This is a genomic window from Halorubrum sp. AS12, from assembly GCF_051122765.1.
Taxonomy (GTDB): Archaea; Halobacteriota; Halobacteria; order Halobacteriales; family Haloferacaceae; genus Halorubrum; species Halorubrum trapanicum.
On sequence record NZ_CP185386.1, the window covers coordinates 19,806 to 40,342 of the forward strand.

Below are 20,537 nucleotides of genomic sequence, written 5' to 3' on the forward strand. Positions count from 1 at the left end.
TATAATCCATCAGGAACTTTTATCAATATCCGAAAACAACTGGTTGTTGGGTACACACATGCCAACAGATAGCAATCAAGGAGATGATGGGGCGGTACCGCTTCGCCGTCGGACGGTTCTTTCCGCAATATCTGGAGTCGCACTCGGTTCTGCGCTCTCAGCAGGGAACGCAGCCGCACAACTGAGTGACGAGTATGATGAGGTCGCGTCGTCTGCCCGGGTCGTCCCGGGCCCGGGTGAGACCGACGTCGGGGAACAGAATCGCTTAACGGCAGGTGGAGGTTTGCACTGGCTCCGGGAGATGGTCCCCCCTCTGAATCGGGGCGGCGCGTAGTTCCTGACCAATCCTCGGCGGGCAACAACGGGAATCTCAGGAATGACCTGGAGACGGTCACCGATCCCGCTCAGCAGGCAGTTGATCTTACCGACAACGGATACGTGGCAGTCGGTGATACAAAGGGGGTTGATTTCACTGAACCCGGCTTTACACTACAGACGACATTCAAGTACACTGGTGATGGTCCAATCTACTCTAAGGGCGGAAGTCAGTACTCGCTTGGTGTCTGGGGTGGCCAGCTGTCGTTCTGGACAGAAGGAGGCGGCAACTGGCCGGGTATCGACGCCGGAAATCTCGTTCAAGGACAATGGTACACGACGACGCTGGTCGTTGCTGCGAATGAAATTCGACTCTACGTTGATGCTGAAGAGATCGGATCAACGCCGCACGACTTCGCGTCACTCCCAACTACTGACTCCCCGCTACACCTCGGATATGATGCCGGAAACGACGACAGCGGATCGCCGACAGTCGACTCCTTCCGCGCGTTCGAGACGGCACTCACCACAGATCAAATTACCAGCGGATTCGCTGAAATCCCGGACGACGCTGTCGCGTGGCTGCCGTTAAACGAAGCCACTAACGGAGTGGCACCCGACGAGTCAGGGCAGGGGAACGATGGCATTCTCCAAAACGGTCCGTCGTTTGTCCCCAGCCCTGATGGACAGGGAATTGATCTTGCGGAGGACGGGTACGTTATTGTCGAAAACGACGATTCGCTGGCGTTCGATTCCACCGGGTTTACACTTCACGCACGGCTGAAATATGATGGGGGGAGCGGACTGGTTCTCGATCGGGGCAGTAGTGCTATCGGATCGGGGACTGAGCAGTTCGGGCTTGGTATCTACGATGGTACGCTCTCATTTTATATGCAAACAGCGGACGGGACGTATCCAGAGACGCTCCAAACCGATGTGGAATCAGGTACGTGGCACAGCGTAACAATCGTCGGTAACCAAGGCGAGAATCAGCTGTACGTCGATGGTGACCCAATCGGAACTATTGAACACGAGGCGACTGGACCCGCCGAGAGTGATGGACCACTCATCGTCGGTGGAGGCGATCTCGATGTAGCTGTCACGTCGACATGGGCACTCCCCTCTGCCCTATCAGCGGAACAGGTAAGCACCGGATTTAGGACTGTCCCAGATACCGCCGTTCTCTGGTTCGACTACGCGACCATCGAGGACCGGAGCGTTGAGTGGCGTAACGAGACCGTTCCTGGTCAGTGGGGTTATGACGGCTATGAAGTACCTGAAGATTCCGCCGACTGGTATCCTCCAGGAAACCAGCGCGGCTGGTACCGTCGTGAGATCGATGTCCCTGAAGACTGGAGAGAAGGTCGTGTATTGCTACAGTTCGGTGCAGTCTACAGCGAAGCGTGGGTGTATGTGAATGGGTCCCTTGTGGGGACCCACGTGGGCGGTCACACTCCATTCGAGGTAGACGTTACCGACGAAATCGAACCCCAGGGGTCGAACACAGTGACAGTCGGTGTCGCACAGGTGTCTGAAGCCGATGATATGGGTTGGCAGAACGTCACTGGGGGTATCCCGCGTGACGTAACGCTGATCTCGGTCCCTCAGGTTCATCTGGCCGACTGCGATGTACGGACTGACCTCACCGATAACGGAACAGCGGCAACCGTTCACGTCAACACTATTGTTGAGAATTCGGGAAAATCTGAGACGACTGCTGAGTTATCTGTCTCGCTAACAGATCCTAACGGAACTGTCGTCGGTTCCGACAAGGCAGTCCTTGATGCTATTCCTCCCGGAGAAGCCCGTAGTATAACCGTTGAGATGACCGTCGATGATCCCGAGACATGGAATCCTGAACAGCCCCGACTCCATGATCTCGACGTGTCACTCGATGCTGGAGGTGTCACAGAGGAAGTGACTGAGCGGATTGGGATTCGAGAGATAGAGGTTGACGGGCAGGCGTTGCGTATCAACGGAAAATCGGTCACACTTCGGGGAGTCAACTGGGAAGAAATTCACCTACCGAAACACGGACACGCCATCCCAGCAGAGATCACTCGGGAGGATGCGCGCCGGCTGAAAGAGGCGAACATAAACTATGTGAGGGCTGCTCACCACCCGACATCTGAAGCATTCCTTGACGCCTGTGACGAATTGGGTCTCGTAGTGGAGGTAGAGGCACCACACATGTTCATCGGCCGCCAGCGTGGCGATCCGTACCCAGATGTGGTCATCGAACAGACCCTCGAAATGGTTGAGAGAGATAAGAACCGTGCCTCTGTCTGTCTCTGGTCAATCGCCAACGAGTCTGAGTGGTACGAAGCGTTCGAGACTGTTACCGCTCTTGTGAAGGAAGCAGATCCCACTAGACCGCTAATCTTCAACCACGACGCGTACGATGAGTCGGACCCATGGCACGAATCCTACAGCTTGCGAGCGCACCACTACCCCGCGTTACGTACTGACTCGACCGTTACAGCGTATGGGGACCTCGATGCGCCGACTCTCTTCGACGAATACGCACATACCTACTGCTACAATGATCAGGAGCTTGTGACTGATCCCGGGTTGCGGGATGAGTGGGGGAGCGTCTTTGAACTCATCTGGGAGCGGTGTCGGGATGCCGAGGCAGTTGCCGGTGCTGCTATCTGGGCCGGTGGCGATCACCTTGAGCAATGGGGTGAATATCTCTGGGGACTGCTCGACCGAAACAGGCGCGCCCGTCCCGAGTACTGGCACGTCAAGAAAGCGTATTCACCGGTTCAGGTAGTTGACACGACGTGGCGCGGCAACGGAAATGTCGTCACCCTTACTGTCGAGAACCGTCACGAGTTTATCGACCTCACCGAGCGGGCGGTGTCATTTGAAGGAGCTCGCGGACGCGGGAACCGTGAGCTTTCAGCCCAACCTGGAGAGCAAGAACAGATCACGGTGCCGGTTGAAGACGGTCGCATAGAGATGACCGTCACCCATCCCGAGGGTCACGTGATCCAGCAGGTTGTGTTTACTGCCGATACGCCGAGTACCAGACTTGATTCAACACCGATTACGGAGTCAATCTCCGCAACCGACGAAACACTGTCAGTGGAGACGGACACGTTCAGCCTTAGTGTTGACCGGGGCACCGGAAACGTTGTAATTGAAGGAACCGACGGTAACCCGATCGTCTCCGCTGGTCCGGAACTCGTCATTACTCCAACCCAGAACGCAACGGGACGTGCGTACGAGAATGCTATCGATCACCGACTCTCTGAACGGACAGTTACCGATGTTCGTCGTGTAGACGGTGAGAGTGCGATCGCTGTCGATGTCACGTACGACATCGCGGAAGGAACCTTCGTTATTTATCCACAAGAGCGTGGGATTGACCTGTCGTACGACTTCAGCATTCAAGAGGCGATTGACGCCCGAGAGGTGGGTGTCGCCATGCCGCTGAATCGCGATTACACGACGCTCTCGTGGACGCGTGATGGTCAGTGGACCGCCTATCCGGAAACACACATCGGACGGGAAACTGGCTCAGCACAAGCGTTCCCCGACGGGTCTCGGCCGAATCACGAGGGGATCCGCATTCGAAGCGATCAGCCGTGGAAAGACGACGCGACATCACATGGTTCAAACGACTTCCGGGGGACGAAACGCAATGTCTATCGAGCGGCTCTAACAAACGAATCGGATCGGGGTTTCCGTGTTCTCGGCAACGGTGAGACTCACGTACGGGCACAGGTCCGCGACGAGACGGTCGATCTGCTTGCTATCGATCGCTCGCTTTCCGGAACCAACGCCGACGAATGGTTAAGTCGACATCAACCGGTCAATCAGGATCCGACCATCGGCGCCGATGAATCAATCGACGGTCGGGTTGTCTTCCGCGTCGCTAACCCGGAGGAGGATGGAGACGATTCGAACAAGGGTCGCGATAAACGACCGGGGAACGGTAACGGGCGTGGGAAAGGTAACGGCCGTGGAAACAGAAACGGCAACTGAAAAACAGGAACGTAACTGAGAGTGGCTGTCACTGTATCAGCCACCATGTTCTCATAGAACAAACATAGAAAATCAAACTAGTATTAAAATACGTCAGATTTTATAACAGCACAACGGTTAGTTTTCACCGATCCGATCCGGCCAACATCTCGACGCGCATTCGGTTCGCGGTTTCGGTGAGGAGGCCACTGATGTTGTTTTTCACGTCGATGCCTCGCGCCCGCTCTGCCGGGATGACGACTTCTAAGGACGCGATCGGTTCGTCTTCCGGGTCTCTGACTGCGGTCGCTATCGAAACCCACTCCGGCGCAAAGGAGAGCGGCTCTTCCAGGAGGCTCCGTTCCCGGATCGTTTCGATCTGCGCGGCGATTGTTTCGTCCCCATCGACGATCGAATCGCGCCGATCAGACGGCAGGTGCGCCAATATCGCCTTGCCCGCTGGACTCTCCACGAGCGATTCTGTGTCTCCTCGCTGTCGTGGATACTGATCTCGTTCGTCGCCGACGGTCGTGTACAGGCAGTGGCAATCCGGGGTACTGTAGAACCATAGATTCGTCGGCGCGTTGAGTGAGCGAGAGAGTTTATCGACTTTGTCACGTTGGGAGAGAACAGGCCGAGATCCGGTCACAGAGAGACCGTATTCATTGAACTTCGGGCCGATCACGTATGTTCCGTTCTGGTTCTCGACAGCGTCCACGTCCATCAACGTTCGGAGATGTTTGTAGACACCCCCGCGTGATAAGCCGGTCGCGGCGATCAGTTCGGCTGCCGATGCGCCTTTCAACTCATGAATTGTATCGAGAATATCGAAAGAGGTTCTCGTCGCCTCAATTCTATCGCTCTCGGACATATCCAGTTATACCCCCTCACCACCAATAAGTATACAGATAGTGTACTCCTCGGTATCTCCACAATCAGATCTGGCTGACTGGTTGGGAACTCATCGGGAAACACCTCACCACTCGACGAAGCTTCCATCGTTGTATCGGCGGACTGGTGTCCGCCAGTCACTTCCTTCACCAGCGTGCTCTCGTACGCCCTTTTCATTCACCTCGATACCGAGACCGGGCTTCGTAGGGAGTGTTACATGACCCTCCTCACTATGGAGATTCTCCGCATTATCGACGTAAGCGTCGATGTATCTCTCTCCGATAGTAGGCTGTTGAATCGCGTTCGGGAGGTGGTGACTCAGCTGCGTACTTGCTGCGTATGCGATCGGTCCGACAGAGCAGTTCATCATCAGTTTCGCCCCGTACGTCTCAGCGAGTGAGGCAATGTTCTGAATCTCAGTTATTCCGCCTGCGTGGGAAACATCCGGTTGTACGATGTCGAGCCGTCCTGCTTCCAGATGTGGCTGAAACTCCCACCGAGAGTACAATCGTTCGCCGAACGCGATTGGAATATCGTATGCCGCGGATCGATCGAGCATGGAAAGATGCTCCGGCCGAACAACCTCCTCGACAAACATCGGATCGTACTCTGCTAGTCGAGAAAGCACCCTTGGAGCCATGCTCGCGGAGATGTGCCCGTGAAGGTCAATCCCGATATCGACCTCCCGGCCGGCAACCTCGCGTGCCGTCGCAAGGTATTTACAGATCTCGTCAATATCAACTGTCGACTCGATCGGCGACGTTTGATACGTCGTGAGCAGTTTGAGCGTGTCGAATCCGTCTGAGACGGCGTCCTCGACGAGAGACGAGACTTCTTCGACGGTCTCTGGTACCAATCGTTTGTATAGTGGGACGTGTTCGCGTGTCCGTCCCCCGAGCAATTCGGAGACTGATTCTCCGGTGTACTTCCCCTTGATGTCCCAGAGCGCTTGGTCGATCCCAGCAATGGCAGACATCAAAACTGGACCACCTCGATAGAACCCTCCTCGGTACATTGTCTGCCAAAGCTTCTCTATTTGGCTTGACTCTTCTCCGAGTAGATATCCCTCCATCAGCTCGTTGACGGCACTTTTGACGGTCTCTGCACGACCCTCTAATATTGGTTCTCCCCAGCCGACCGTCCCATCGCTGGTTTCAATCTTCAAAAAGAGCCAGCGTGGTGGTACCTTGAAAAGCTCATATTCGACAATCTGTGTCATATCGAATTGACAGTGGCCGCTGACGTTAAACATTGGCACCTTCATCAGACAGAATCTGATTGATGATTTGGCACCAAAGCATAATATTTGTTTCATATATTGATGGTTGATATGAATCAACAAACCACGGAGGACGCTTGATCAGAATCACGCCATGAGACCCACACCGAAATTATCACAAGGATTTGAGCTCCTCATTGATCGCTTCGGGTCGAATAGTACACTGCCGACAAGGCGGCTATATTGATTGAGTGGGGAGATAACAATTTCTTGTAACCTCTAACCACGACGATTTGTCAGTTACCGTGTTCGATATATTCGCCTTCCCACGCAGTCCGCGCCTCAATCTCCCGTGTACCTCGCCGAGTCGTAGTGTACTCGTTGGTCCGCCGGTCGCGCTGGCTCTTTTCGACGAGTCCCTTCTCGACAAGCGTATCGAGATTTGGATAGAGGCGACCATGATGGATCTCTTTTTCGTAGTAGTCCTCAAGTTCGTCCTTGATTGCAAGTCCATGGGGGGCATCTAAGCCGGCGATTACGGTCAACAGATCTCGCTGAAAGGCTGTAAGATCGTGCATGTCTCCATCTTACGTATTCATGTTTTGAAATACTATTGATTCCCGATATGACACTACAATATCACGAAGACTGCTGCTGAAGAGACTCGCCCCGTGTATTCGCATTAAACCGTGTCCTTGGATTCACTGGGAAGACCATCTTTATGGCGGCGTTTTGGTCGTGGAGGTCGGGCAACGTATTTGAGTCTTGTAAGATTAGTACCAGCTAGATCCGATGGCTGTACTGGACGATCTCTCGGGGTTCGAGTTCGAGGACGTGATGGAGGACGTGTTCCGCAATCTCGGCTACGAGAACGTCCGACAGGCTGAAAAGACCGCCGACGAGGGGCGCGACGTCATCATGGAGGAGGTCGTCGACGGCACGCGGCGTGCGATCATCGTCGAGTGTAAGCACACGGGGACGGTCGGGCGGCCGGTCGTCCAGAAGCTCCACTCCGCCATCGCGACGTTCGACTTCGACGGCCCCAAACGCGGAATGGTCGTCACGACCGGCCGGTTTACGAACCCTGCTCAGGAGTACGCCGACCGACTCCAGCAGAACGACGACCCACACCCAATCGAGCTACTCGACGGCGAGGACCTTCGGGAGTTCGCCGACGAGATCGGCCTCGACCTCTACAACGGGCGCATCGAGATTCTCTGCGACGAGACGCTTCGCCCGTACGACCCGGCCGCCGACGTCGACGCACCCGTCACGGAGGCGTTCCGTGAGATCGAGAACATCGAAGCTGCCGACCTCCCAGACCCACACTCATCGGTGACGTTCCGCCCGGTGGTCTCAGTCACCGCGGCCACGAACGCCGTCTTCGAGACGTCGGTGGGCGTCATCCACCGGATCAACGACCGGACCCGATTCTTCGCCCACGCCGAACGTGGGCAGCCGCAGGTCGTCGAGGAGGACGTCGCGACGCTGGTCACCGAGAATCTCCACGCGACGGTCGACCTCGATGCCGAGCAGTTCGGAGAGGTGTTCGACGACGTCGAGGAGCGGCGGTTCGGGCAGACGCAAACGGAGTACAAGGAGTGGGCCGTCGAGCGCCTCCAGAAGCATCACACGACGACGGTCACCTACACCGGCGACAACAACGTCACGTACAACAAGACCTGTGAGCCGAACCGCTCGGACATCTCTGTCCAGTCGATCGAACCAGTTTACCTCCCGGAAGTTCGGCACACTACCGACGTCCAGGAGTACACCTACCCCTACGAGTACTACGCGGCAGGCCCGTCGAGAGTGACCGCCGAGGACGGCATCCATCAGTGCGTCCACTGTGACACGAGTGGCGTCACCGAGACGTACACCTACTGTCCGAACTGCGGGGCCATCGCCTGCTCCAGCCACACCAAAACGGAGCGGCTGGAAGGCGAACCGGTCTGTACGGGCTGCGCGGTGACGGAACGGTTCGCATTGAAGACGAAGTACTTCTACGACGAGGAGAATCTCGAGGCCTTCCGCGAGGAGTACGCCGCGATGCCGATCCACGAGAAGGTGATGGAGAACAAGTGGCTGGCCGGGGGAGCGTGGTCGCGACCCTGCTACTGGTCGTCGGCCTTCTCGTCATCGGCGGCATCATTTAGACCGGTTGCGTTCTCACGCGGATAGATACAGAGGGCTAAACTACTTCAAACAGCCCTCTAAATCATAATCAAACCAAGAAGCCGAGTATGGATATCCACTTTGCCCCCGTTAGATCGACGAGTCCTACTGAGGATACGCTAAAGGTACAGATTGGGGGACAGGAAGTTGTTGTTGAAGATAATACTGAAGGTGATAGATCGGTTGGTGACCTAGTTGAAGTCTGGATTACTCAAGACCGAAGAGCGGCGGCTGACGCAATTGGGCGGGCATCCCCTTCTGTCGGTATTATTCGAGAGCGTGTCAGCGAAAGCGAGTACCTCGTTGAGCGAAATAGTCGTGTAGAACTATGTGACTCTCTTGATTCTGAAAATCCAGAGAGTGGTGAGACGGTTAAGATCTATGGAGGTATGATAACCTCAACAATCTCAAGTGAAGCGGTTGCGCCAAAGGGAATAGAAGACCGGTTTGAGGAGAAGAGCAGAGCAGAATCGTATTTAAAAGAACCTGGAGAGATTAGTGAGGTTGATTCAGGGTACGATGATGTCGGGGGATTAACAGAGACGATAGAGGAGGTAAAGGACGTCGTCGAGATACCACTGCGAGAGTCTGATAATGATATAAATAGGTTTGAGAAGCATGGGGTCAAACCTGACACAGGAATACTTTTCCACGGACCTCCAGGGACGGGAAAGACCCTGCTCGCTAAGGCTGTAGCTAAAGAAACAGAATCTAGTATCTATCTCGTCAATGGACCGGAGATCATCAACAAATGGTATGGAGAAACAGAAGATATTATACGAGAAATATTTTCACATGCCAAAGAACAAGAACGTGCTATCATCTTTATGGACGAAGTTGACAGTATTGCTCCAGATCGAGGAGATACAAAACAGTTTCAGCGCAAAATAGTTGCCCAACTTCTCACAGAACTGGATGGATTCGAACCACTGAATGATGTTGTCGTAATTGGTGCAACCAATGCCCTTGATGAGGTTGATCCTGCCATCATTCGACCAGGACGCTTTGATCGGAAAATCGAATTCTCGAAACCGGAACAATCTGAGAGAAAAGAGATTATCGAAAAAATCACTAAGGATGTCGATTTCAGCGAATCTGTTGACTTAGAATTACTTGCCCAATCTACAGAAGGATGGACTGGAGCAGACTTATCGGGGGTCATTAGCCGTGCCGTCACAATATCGATTAGGCGAGAAGGGGATCTTGTAACTCAAGATGACCTCCTTCGGGCTGTTGAAGCAACAGGTGAATGATATGGGTGTGATAGATTGGATAAAATCGAGATTCTCTGAGGAGAGTGATGATGACCCTGAACCACTTCGCGAATTCATATATCTTGATGAAACAAGCGTTGTGAGTTTACTGGCCTCTTTGGAGGGCGAGATCACTGAGAGCCTAATCACTCGTTCAGAGTCCGTAAACCGAGAGCTCGGGAAGAGTGATAAAGGCCTCTCGTACAAAGGGACCGGCTATAATCGAATCAATGAGTCGGAAACTCTGGAGAGGAGTGGCTCTGAAACTATCCAGAAGTCCGTAATTCAATCCCGATTTGATGAACTCTATGAATCACGACAAAATCAGCTTCTTCTCCCTTCTGAGGAAGGGCTGGAGGTTGAGGAAGTTACGAGAAGTGAAATCATCGAATTGGATGGCTATGTAAATGTAGCTGAGTCGTATAGAGTTTTCAAAATACTTGAATACATGACTAATACGTTTGAGGATATTGAGGAACTGCAAGAGTCTATTGAGGATATTCCACGTGAGGAGGTTGACGCTGTTTCGGGGTTCCTCTCTTCACTATTTGGCAATCAGGTTCCAGTAAAGATTGATGCCGCCAACTACAGGATAGTAGAGGGCCATATTCAACATATACATAATCTCAACTCTGCTGAAGAAGGTAAGCCAATTTCTATCGTAGCGTATCTCAATCGCGACTCCCTTTGGGACGACCCATTAACAGTGTTTTCCGACAATACGGAGTTTACAATATATGGGCGCGTGATCTCAAATGATGTGGATTGGACCCCTCTTAGACTCACGCGAGTTCTTGAGGACCATTTCCCTGATCAAGCAAGACAGGTAAATATGGCATTAAAAACTGCCCTGCTGAACTTAGAAAAAGAGGGCGGAAAATCCGAGGTGTCAATTGATGTTGAGAAGAATCTCGAAGAGCTATTATCTGATCTGGAATCGGGTCTCGAAACCCGAGGATATTCTCTTGTGGATTCTGACCTTACAACATTCGCTTCGGATGACGTTACAGCTGATAGCGAGTTTGAGGACTATACTGAGGCTCGTGATGAGGTAGAACATGTATTAGAGGAACTTGATGCCGATGTAGATAGTGACGATAAAGCCGAATTGCTCTGGGAGACTATAACGGGAGAGGAAGACCAGGTCCAGAATGACGAGGATGTGGAGTTTGAAATCAAACCAATTGGGATCTATTGGTAGATACTACGCGAGATGCGCCACCTCGTCTGACTCCTCAACGTCGTCGAATTCCCCACGCTCGACAGGCTCCCAGTCCTCACCTGGCTCCGGACTCCACCAGTCGACCTCGTAGGCGCCCGATGCGCCGAGGATCTTCACGCGGGCTGACCCATCAGGCAGGTCGCGACGTAGCTTCTCGTCGACGTGGAGGTTCCAGGTCGTGGTAGAATCGAAGCAGGCGAGCACGGCCTCCTCGTAGCCGCGCGTCTCTCGGGATTCTTGGAGTTCGACCTGGGTGTTGGAGTTCTTCGAGAACACCCCCTCGAAGGGGATGTGAGTGAAGACCTCCTGCCCGCAGACGGGGCACCAGAGGAACTCGAACAGTGCCTCGCTGTGTCGGTCATGTACTTCGAGGGTCATTGGTTGACTCACCCGGTCGTACCGGGCCACCATCTCGTGCCCGGCCGAAAAACAGCGCCCACCGCTCACTCACTCACCGTTCGGCGCCGTAGACGATGCGTGAGGGGGCTTCGTACCCACAGTCGGGGCCAGTCTACCATCGCTGGATTTTCGCCCCGTCTGCTGCCTTCTCGCCGACGCGAACGTCGTCGTTCGGACACTCCGGGCAGTTAAGGCCCGGTGCGGGCCGCTCCCGGAGCTCGTCACGGAACGATGTCGCATCCTTCGTCTCGTATCCCCGCGACCAGACCGGGTAGCCGTCGACGAGAATCACCCCGCGCCACTTGTACCGGTAGGAGTCCGGGGCTCGATGCAGGACGGCTCGCGCACCGGTCTCGGTGTTCCGATACGCGAGTGTCGGCGAGCGGCTCTCGCGTCGCCAGTTGGTGATGGGAGGCATTATTCAGAAGTGGACGTCAGCGGGTACGATCCAGAGCTCTTCACTCTCCTCGAGGAGTCGGTCCAACTGTCCACGGTGGCGAATGCCGGTTCCGTGTTCGGTGTACAGGAAGATCGTCGGGCCGTCGTACGCACCGACCTGGTGGAAGGCGTGCCGGGCGAGGTCCTCGTCGCGCATGATCTCCTCGTCGGAGAGCTCGTCGATGGCCTCCTTCACCCGATCGAGATTACGCTCGAATTCCTCCTTCGTCGCCTCCCAGCCACGCTCGAGGAGGTCCTGGCCGTCATCAGAGTCGACGGGGGCTGCCGTCGGCAACTCCCCCCATCGTGCCTTCCCCGCAACGGACGTGTCCTCCTCGTCGAAGGTCACAAAATAGTCGAATACTGCGCAGGAATGCGGCTCAGCCCCAACCAATCGATTGAACACCGTTTGCCCTGCAGCCAATGCTTCGTTTTGTGTCGATGCCTCGACGAGCGCGTAGATGACCATATGCATCTGAACCACTCCAACGCCCGTCGGTACAGTCACCGACGCGCGCCACTCTCTCGCTGGCGCGAATAAACAGCCACCAGAGGGAGGGATAATTCAGGTGGCCATACGAAGCAAATCTCACTCAGTACGATAGATCCGTACAGTACAAGGATTTTCCAGTGTTCGAGGACGTGGAGATTGGGGAACGCGTGTCAGTGGACTTCCGACACGACGAAATCGTCGCCGTCGACGACTAAAATCTGCTAATCAGTTTCGACCGCCGATAGTGTACCCTTTCCCTTCGGCCATCGCTATTTCTGCCTCTAACTGCTTGCGGATGTCGTCAAACGTCGCGATGACTTCGTGGGTCAGATTGATCACGGACGTAGAAACAAGCGACCACGTGACTTCCTCCCGATTGAGTAGCAGGGCCTCGGTGACATCGGCGAGCATCAACACGGTGAATTGCGCGGGGTCTGTGAACCCGGTATTCGTCGGACCAGTTGCCATCACTTCCGTCTGAGTATTGGGAGTTAACCCCATCCGGTACAGGGTGCCTTTCGCACCGCCGTGGACGGTATCACTTGCGAAGGCGAAGTAGGGCTCGTACTTATCCAGTCCGACGTCCTCGGCGACAGTACGTCGAGACGGGTTTTCATCTAATTCCACGTGTGCCCATCCATAGGATTGCTTGAACGCGCCTCCATACTTGTCCACTATCTGTTCTAATCGGTCTTCGATAGCATCCATTTCCTCGTCTGAAAACGATTCAATACCGAGTTCCTCGTAGTGTTCCTGAAGCAGCCGGGCTTCAAAATAGTCGTCGACGATTTTGTGGTGGAGGAATCGCTCTGCCGTATCCGCACCGTGTTTCGAGATGAATTGGGCAGAGATTGCGATCTCATAGAGTGCGCGCCAGCGGGAAAATGCGCCGTCGGCGTATCCAGCTCGTATCAACGCCAACACCTCGCGTGAAACCTGACAAGCCCGTGCGTGAAGCCGGAACAGTGCGGAGTAGAGCGGGTCTGTGTCCGACAACTCGTCGTCCTCGATAAGGTGTTGTTTGAACGTGGAACCTGCCTCGTGGTTCAGCAGGATGAAGAACTCGAGGTTGTCGAAGGCTTTTCCCCATCGGTGGTGTAGACGCGTCTCGAATCCTTCTCGGGTGGCGGACTCATCGTCCATCACGGACGGGTATTTTACCGCGTATTCGGCGAGGAGTTCGTCACTGTACTCGAATACCACGTCTGCTATCTCGTCTGCGTCGGCGACAACGTCTTCGGGGTCGGTGCTTAATGCGTTCTCGACGGCCTCCTCAAACCAGTTTGTGTCCTCTGCGTCGCCCATACTGGCGTTCTTGACAGTGTGGGCAAGTAATGCTTCCCACGGCTTCACATTCTTGTAGAATCAAGGACTCTGGCAGGGAAAATCCCTATAGGCGTTAGTCGTCGGTGAGCACACTCACCAAACGGCTATTTCAGCGTGGAAGTTATCGAGACAATTGGATTTCAACAGAGCCAATCCAGCGCATCGTCGTGTGTCGATGCCTCTACGAGTGCGTGAACCGCCTCGAGATCAAGTCTTGAGGCTTCCTGTTTCGATGACGCGACTTGCAGGAACCGACGAAGACGAGACTCCATCGGTTTCCACAGCGGTCGCAGTCTCCACAGGCGTCACTTCGGTCTGTCCCAGACCTAACCGCTGAAGGCCCCGAGCAAGAACGTTGTACGACGCATTCGCGTCCCTGTCCGCCTCGAACCCACAACTCGGACAGCTGTGTTCCCGCACCCACAACGGCTTCTCCGTCTCGACACCACACTCCGCGCACTCTTTGGTCGTCCCCGCAGGGTCCACTTGGACGACGTGCGTGCCGTACAGGTCACCCTTGTACGCCAACATTTCGATGAACCCACGCCACGCGGCATCCTGCTTGTTCCGCGCATTACCTTCGGACTGAAGCATCCCCGAGACATTCAGGTCTTCTACGAACACGGCGTCATACGTCGAGACGAGCCACGTCGTGAGCTTGTGCTGGAAGTCCTCGACCTTCCGCTTAATCCGACGCTTGATCGTAGCGACCTCTCGGCGTTGTTTCTCCCAGTTGTTGCTCCCATGTTCCTTGCGGGAGAGACTGCGTTGCTCACGGCGCAACCGGTCGTACTCCCCGGAGAGGTCGAGCCAGTCTACGCTGTCGCCATCACTCGTGTAGATGTAGTTGTTGATGCCGAGGTCGATGCCAACGCAATCCTCAGCATCCAAGTCATCCACGCCGGGTTTCTCAGGGAGCGCTGTGTCCTCAATTTCGAGGCCGAACGTGACGTACCATTCACCCGTCGTCTCCTTTTTCAGGGTTACTTCTTTGATGATGGCGTTGTCGGGGATAGGTCGGTGGTAGCGGATGGGGATGTCACCGATTTTGGAGAGCCAGAGCGTCGCGTGTCGGCCACTCGTGTTTTTGAGTTCGAAGCCGGACTGCGAGTACGTTACGCTCTGGTACTCTTGTGGTGCCTTCCATTTGAGCCACCCGACGGTGTGCCCGCTCTGCTTCTTCTCGGAGAGGGTTGAAAGGTTGTCGTAGAAACGTTCGACGGTCTTCTGTAACGCCTTTGAATGAACTTCCGAGAATACGGTCCATTCCGTTTTCCACTCGGTGAGGCGCTTCTGGTGTTGGTACGCCGAACCGATGTTGTCCTCGTCGGTGTCGAGGGTTTGGTATTCGTAGCGGGTGTGGTTGTAGGCTTGGCGGTGGATGTCGATGTGACGTTCCACTTTCGCAGCCACATCCGTCCGGTCGGGATAGGCGCGGAAGCGATAGTCGTACCACATCGCTGTACTGTGATTATCGGCGTGTTGCCACTTGATGATTAGTGTCTCGGAGTGTCGCGTTCGACCCCCCGAGCATTCGCCTCGATCGCCTGTATATCACCATATGCATCTCGAACACCTCGAAACGCCGACGCACCGGGAATCGTTGCTCGCTCCAGCTGCGCCGGCACCCATCGCCGGCGCTCGAAAAACTCTCCTCGTGACGGCGGATTCTCAGGATTCGTCCGCTCGTTCGACAGTAATGGTCAGGTCGCCCGATTCGTAGTCGGCCTCGAAGTCGACGACGAATGCGTCCGACTCGTAGGCGGCGTGGTAAGCACGGTGGCGTTCGAGCGAGCCTGTCGCCTTGAAGTGGAAGAATGCGGCCGCCGTGTAGGGCTTGCTCTGTGTTTCGACCTGCGACTCGACGGATGCGGGGAGCGCGATCTGGGGCGTCTCTGTGTCGATACTCGCAGCGAACTCTTTCGCTTCCTCGACGGTTGCTTGCGAATGTGCCGGTGTTTCGCCGGTGAGCACGTTCACCGGGGTTTCCGTCTCGTTGGTGAACAGGACGTCTTCGAAGGTGTGTGTCCCGAGGATCGTCTCGGGATCCAACTCGCAGTCGTGAAACGGGTCGTCCTCTGAGGCCATCGAATCACGAGCCTACGGCGGGGCTCACCCATTCCGACCCCTGAAAAACAGGACCTGCCACGAAGCAGATCGAACTTGGAGTGGTTCAGGCTCGCCTTCTCGAAGGGTGACTCTCCGATCGGAATGAGCAGCTCCTGTCGGTCTCCGACTCGCTCGGCCAGCTTCCGTTTCAGGTACTGTCTCGACGTCGACGGCGTGAAGACGCCCTTGTCGAGCATATCGCCGACGACGTCTTTGAGGGCCGCGAACTGTCCCTGCAGGTGGCCATCGCCGACCGGCTCGCCGTTGTACCACCGCACCGTCGCGAGCGCGCCGTTCCCGACCGTCTCTCCCTGTTCGACTGTCTCCGAATCGTACTGGAGGCCGAACCACAGCGTCCGATAGGCGGTCACCTCGAACGTCGTCGATACCACGAAGAACGCCTCGTGGTGGAGGTAGTCGAGATGGTCAGCGACGATCTCGTCGAGGGTGAGCCCGGTGGCGCGGGGCTTCGGCTCGACGACCGTCGACGGTCGATCCTCGTCAGCGAGGTAGCCGTCGACGGCTTCTGCCTCGAGGCCATCGGCCAGTTCCGCCAGCAGCTGTTTCGCCCACTTGGAGTCGGTGTCGTCGCCACCGAACGGCGACTCAGTCGAAATTCGGTGCTTGAGCTTGAGGTTCGCTGCGCCCCAATGGCTGTAGTGGAGCGTGTACTGTCCGTCTGTGCGTTCGTACGCAACGAGTGCGCGGTGTCCCATCGAGCAATCACCTCACGGGGCGACCGCGACTGGATCCCCCCGCACCCCTCCCGGGGGACGAACGACGCTACTGGTCGATCGGATCGGGGGAACTGAGGTCCGCGTGGAGGACTTCGCCATCGCGAACGACGTACCGCTTGGCCAGGACTGGGAAGCGGCACTTGGTGAACCCCGCCGTCTGGATATCGAGTTCTTCGTCGGCTTCGAGATGGTCAGCGAGTTCTCGCAATAACTCGTTGGTTACGATGCTTCCCTGAAGTAGAACGGTTCCGGGAAAACTGGGCAATTCTACGGGGACAAGGGATGCGTACCCACGGGCACTGGTGGCAATCAATAAATGGATGGTGTTATATGAGTTAGCTATGCCTGAGACGGATATCTGTTCTCGCTCTCCGGATCTGATGCAGTACCTTGAGTCAGGGAATCTCGTGTTCTTTGGTGCAGCTGATATCGGGAAGTCTACTGTTATCGATGAAACGGATAACGTTCAACAGATTGAGCGACTGGCTGATCTCAGTGATCCGGTTGCTGAGTACGTAGCTCTGGACGATATCTACTGTCTCTACCAAGAATATCGATCATCGACAAATGACGAGCTAACAGAGCAGTTTGAGGAGGTGCTAGCGAGAGACTATGGTGTCTGTTTGGTGACGCGGCCACGAAGCTTGGACTGGCTCTTCACACATTCCGATTTTACTGATGTAGCTGAGATAACCGAATTCACATTCTTAGCTCGGCAATTCGATGAAGGCGAAGCTATTGAAACAGCCGCAGGCCTCGCATCCGACCTCTCCGAGGAGGAGATCCAAGCCAATATCGACCGACTTGAGTACGCCTACACCTTCGAAGACGATTCACTGGAGGATTATTCCTCCTTTGTGCCTTTCATCGTGCTCAGGTCGTCAGTTCTTGGTGAGAGTGGCGGTATCTTCCCCGGTGACTTGCTTGACCTTTCGGAGGACGGAGTCCTTACTTCGCTCCGTGGATTCGCTGGCCGATTCAGCGAAAGCATCGGATTCAGAAACATCACACTTCCCTCATCCGATGAGCTCACTGCTGCCGGGTCAGACGCACTGGAATTCCTCCAAGACTACGACCAAGCGTATCAGGACACTATCCAACCGATTCTTGAGCAAAATCAAGAGAGCATCCAAGCAGCGACGGCAAGCATCGCTAGTGGAATCGGTGCAAGTGCCGCTCCGATTGTCGGCCCACTCCTCGTTGGTGCCCTTCTGCGGCCAGATGGGACAGCACAGTCCCGTGATGCTACTGCCGACTTCTTCGGCGAGTTACTTGACGACGAACTGCTTCCCCCAAGTCGCTGTGCGCTCGAAGAAGAAATGGGCGTTCCGCCGATGACGCTCGAATATCTACGAACCATTACGCGCCCTGAATTCCACTCACAGCTCACCCAACTGCTGGAAGCCGATATCGACCATTTGGAAACCATCGCTACACAAACACAAGCAGAGGTCGAAGAACTCCAAGAGGATCTGGATCAGCTTTCCGACCGCGTCACGGTTATAGAGGAGTTCATCTCGGCCAGAACACACGACGCGGTCACGTCACAAGACACACTCCGGACAGAGTTGGAAGCTTTGGAACGTCAGTATCTACAGGTTTCTGGGTCGATATCGATTGACGACCTAGAGTTGCAGAACGTCGATCTGGATCAGCGGTACCGCGATATCCTTACTGGGTCCAGAATTCAGGTCCTTCGGGGACCACACGGAACCGGCAAGACAACACTGTCATATCGGCTCTGCCAACAGTTCGCGGCTGACGAATATACTGTTCGCATCCCTCAGTTCAACCAAGAGTCACGTACCTTTGTGAAAACGGCTCTTGAGGCCGTTCAGGGGCCGTTAGTTGTCTTTACAAGTTATCGTGTGGGTGCGTTTGCTGTTGATGATGCGTCCCAGATCTCCTTTTTGCTTGAGCTTGTCGACGACGGGATAATCGATAAACTACTGATTGAGTGCCGTGATGAAGTATATGGCCAACTGAACGATGAGATGCAGAGTCGGACAGCGAATGAACGGGTAGAATCCAGGAAAGATGAGCTTTGGCGGTTTAGTGATGTATTCGAACTCCCAGAAATTGACGAAGACGGAATTCGGGCGATCGCAACGTGGGTTGGTGATGTAAAGGGAGATCAAGAGACTGTCCAGAAACAACTGTCTTCAATTATCGACATCGCAGGGCAGAATCCGGAGGTTGCGAAAATAGCCGCTCGCATGGTCTGTGATGGTCAGGATCTCACGAGTATTCAGACTGAAGATGAGTTAATTTGGCACGATATTCAGAACCTGACATCGGCCAGGAGTGACCAGATCGAGACTGCGCAACGGAGAATCGTTAAATGGCTGGCAACGACCCGTGGATTGCCAGAGGATGAGTTGGAACAGCTGACCGATATCTCGCGAGGTGTATTTGCGGAGGCACTTGACAATCTGTCCCGGTACTGGCAGACGTCGGAGAATGGAACGTTTCGGCTTATTCCAGATGTCTATCAAGAGATCATTTTCCGCGAGGAATGTCTTGAGCAACTTGACCGATATGTTCCGGTACTCGCTGAGCAAGGATACGAGTCATATTTCTCCGATGTTGCATTAAACATCACTATCTGCGCGAATGTATCCCACCGGGAGCAGTATCCTCGACTTGAGCAGAAGTGTCTTGACGGCGCCGAGATCACTCTTTCAACTATCCTAGAGACAGATGATACGGATCAATTGTATTACCGATCGGTAGAGACATTATCTACTACGGATCTACCACTGCCCCTTGCAACGATCGAGGCGAACGAATTAGTCCAGGGTATCGTAGAACAGGTTGACGCGGAGGCGAATAATGCCTATCAGCGAGGGAGAAAAGTACATACGACCGAACGTCCAGAGTATTCGTCGCTCGATATCTTATCTAGAGTTGCTGCGAATCATACACTTGCAGCGGAGTATGATGAGGTCGATGATCTAGTTGGGGTAATGATTGAGGCATACCGTTTGCACCAGGAGAGTAGTCCGGATGCTTCTTGGATGCTTCAATACCGAGGCGACACCGTCTATGAGTACGAATTTCAGTATGTTATGGAGTGTATTGGCAGTAGCTTTGAACGGGTAGCCGCCTACCAAAATATTGATGATTTAATGACAGACAGCGAGGAAATTCTGGACATCATTTTAGAATATCAAGAGGGCGATCTCCAGGTCCCTGATCGCGGTCTTCCTGAAGGATCTCACACTTTACAGACGACAGTCTACTACTATAGTCAGCTAATTGCTGGGGTTGCTCATGTTGAGAATGAACCAACCAATATCGCGTCACTCCTATCAATCATTCATGATCATCTCAGACGGAAGTTCGATGATATTGACAGTGAGGGGTCGTCGCTACAAGTATTCAGTGAGGTAGAATGGTTGATACAGGGGTATCCACTTTTCATCAAATCATTACTGTACCATCACGAGTTTGATTTGGTCGATAATTGGCCGGACGTTATCGAGGAGCATGTGAATGATACTTTTGAGCCAGAGAATCAGTGCCAGTTCTACAAGTCCATCGTGGAATGGGCCGCTACCCGGGCAGAGATGGAACCGCGACCAGGATGGCTCATTTGGATCCTTTCCCACGAAGGAATCCTCTCAATCGCACTAGATGACGATCTCCATTTCATATGGTTTGAAAATGACTATGAATTGATGAAGTCATTCCTAGCAGCTTGTCTTGGTGTGAATAAGAGCATCAACCTTCCCAAAGAGTCCGCAAAGCTCCATAATCTCTTAGAGGCGCGAACTGACGAACTGGAAGGAAATTATGCTAGGATCTACCAAGCTGTCGTTGAGGAGTTAGGAACAATTGACGAACTGTTCCACAGGTAGCAGGATGTCTCTGACTGTTGTAAGTCGATGTTGAGTTCTTCTTTGACGTAGGTATTGGCGTCGGGGGGTGTTGGTAACAATCTTGTAGAGCTCGCGGACAGTCTGCGGATCCGATACGATCGCGCCGGTCG

At 54.4% G+C, this 20,537-nt stretch carries 13 protein-coding genes and 3 pseudogenes; 5 read left to right on the forward strand and 11 right to left on the reverse strand.

Features of this window, described 5'->3' with window-relative positions:
* Window positions 1–438: 438 nt before the first annotated feature.
* The gene (locus tag ACODNG_RS14880; protein WP_434523245.1) at window positions 439–4,305 is read left to right on the forward strand and encodes a glycoside hydrolase family 2 TIM barrel-domain containing protein; all 3,867 of its coding nucleotides are present in this window, start codon (window positions 439–441) and stop codon (window positions 4,303–4,305) included.
* 124 nt (window positions 4,306–4,429) lie between these two features.
* Here ACODNG_RS14880 and ACODNG_RS14885 read toward each other — a convergent pair whose 3' ends face one another.
* From ACODNG_RS14885 to ACODNG_RS14895, 3 genes are all read right to left on the reverse strand, one after another.
* Window positions 4,430–5,155, reverse strand: coding sequence for an IclR family transcriptional regulator (locus ACODNG_RS14885; protein WP_434523246.1), 726 nt, complete (start codon window positions 5,153–5,155; stop codon window positions 4,430–4,432).
* Window positions 5,156–5,260: 105 nt separating this feature from the next.
* Window positions 5,261–6,394, reverse strand: a complete 1,134-nt coding sequence (gene dgoD, locus ACODNG_RS14890) for a galactonate dehydratase (RefSeq protein WP_434523247.1) — start codon at window positions 6,392–6,394, stop codon at window positions 5,261–5,263.
* 296 nt (window positions 6,395–6,690) lie between these two features.
* On the reverse strand, window positions 6,691–6,972 hold the full coding sequence (locus tag ACODNG_RS14895) for a helix-turn-helix transcriptional regulator (RefSeq protein WP_434523248.1): 282 nt from the start codon (window positions 6,970–6,972) through the stop codon (window positions 6,691–6,693).
* Between the two features lie 214 nt (window positions 6,973–7,186).
* Here ACODNG_RS14895 and ACODNG_RS14900 point away from each other — a divergent pair.
* The 3 genes and pseudogenes from ACODNG_RS14900 to ACODNG_RS14910 all read left to right on the forward strand — a co-directional run bounded on the left by ACODNG_RS14900 (window position 7,187) and on the right by ACODNG_RS14910 (window position 11,023).
* Window positions 7,187–8,550 (forward strand): annotated as a pseudogene (locus ACODNG_RS14900) (restriction endonuclease).
* 87 nt (window positions 8,551–8,637) lie between these two features.
* Window positions 8,638–9,822, forward strand: coding sequence for an ATP-binding protein (locus ACODNG_RS14905; RefSeq protein ID WP_434523249.1), 1,185 nt, complete (start codon window positions 8,638–8,640; stop codon window positions 9,820–9,822).
* Complete coding sequence (locus ACODNG_RS14910) at window positions 9,785–11,023, forward strand: DUF6414 family protein (RefSeq protein ID WP_434523250.1); 1,239 nt, start codon at window positions 9,785–9,787, stop codon at window positions 11,021–11,023. The genes ACODNG_RS14905 and ACODNG_RS14910 overlap by 38 nt, the downstream gene beginning before the upstream one ends.
* A gap of 3 nt (window positions 11,024–11,026) precedes the next feature.
* Here the strand turns inward: ACODNG_RS14910 and ACODNG_RS14915 are convergent, their stop codons facing one another.
* The 8 genes and pseudogenes from ACODNG_RS14915 to ACODNG_RS14950 all read right to left on the reverse strand — a co-directional run.
* Window positions 11,027–11,422, reverse strand: a complete 396-nt coding sequence (locus ACODNG_RS14915; RefSeq protein WP_434523251.1) for a DUF7567 family protein — start codon at window positions 11,420–11,422, stop codon at window positions 11,027–11,029.
* A gap of 133 nt (window positions 11,423–11,555) precedes the next feature.
* Entirely contained in the window at window positions 11,556–11,861 is a 306-nt protein-coding gene (locus ACODNG_RS14920) for a DUF7568 family protein (protein ID WP_434523252.1), read from the reverse strand.
* Between the two features lie 3 nt (window positions 11,862–11,864).
* Window positions 11,865–12,356, reverse strand: coding sequence for a hypothetical protein (locus ACODNG_RS14925; protein ID WP_434523253.1), 492 nt, complete (start codon window positions 12,354–12,356; stop codon window positions 11,865–11,867).
* A gap of 243 nt (window positions 12,357–12,599) precedes the next feature.
* On the reverse strand, window positions 12,600–13,679 hold the full coding sequence (locus ACODNG_RS14930) for a DUF5677 domain-containing protein (RefSeq protein ID WP_434523254.1): 1,080 nt from the start codon (window positions 13,677–13,679) through the stop codon (window positions 12,600–12,602).
* 228 nt (window positions 13,680–13,907) lie between these two features.
* A complete protein-coding gene (locus ACODNG_RS14935; protein WP_434523255.1) occupies window positions 13,908–15,158 on the reverse strand; it encodes an RNA-guided endonuclease InsQ/TnpB family protein in 1,251 nt (416 codons plus the stop codon).
* A 213-nt stretch (window positions 15,159–15,371) separates the two neighbouring features.
* Window positions 15,372–15,788, reverse strand: coding sequence for a hypothetical protein (locus tag ACODNG_RS14940; RefSeq protein WP_434523256.1), 417 nt, complete (start codon window positions 15,786–15,788; stop codon window positions 15,372–15,374).
* Window positions 15,789–15,865: 77 nt separating this feature from the next.
* Window positions 15,866–16,525: pseudogene (locus ACODNG_RS14945) on the reverse strand (DUF6735 family protein); the annotation flags it as partial.
* A 67-nt stretch (window positions 16,526–16,592) separates the two neighbouring features.
* Window positions 16,593–16,781 (reverse strand): annotated as a pseudogene (locus tag ACODNG_RS14950) (hypothetical protein); the annotation flags it as partial.
* A 106-nt stretch (window positions 16,782–16,887) separates the two neighbouring features.
* On the opposite strand from ACODNG_RS14950, the gene ACODNG_RS14955 reads away from it, so the two are divergent.
* Window positions 16,888–20,406 (forward strand): hypothetical protein, encoded by a 3,519-nt coding sequence (locus ACODNG_RS14955; protein WP_434523257.1) that lies wholly within the window; start codon window positions 16,888–16,890, stop codon window positions 20,404–20,406.
* The last annotated feature ends 131 nt before the right edge of the window (window positions 20,407–20,537 follow it).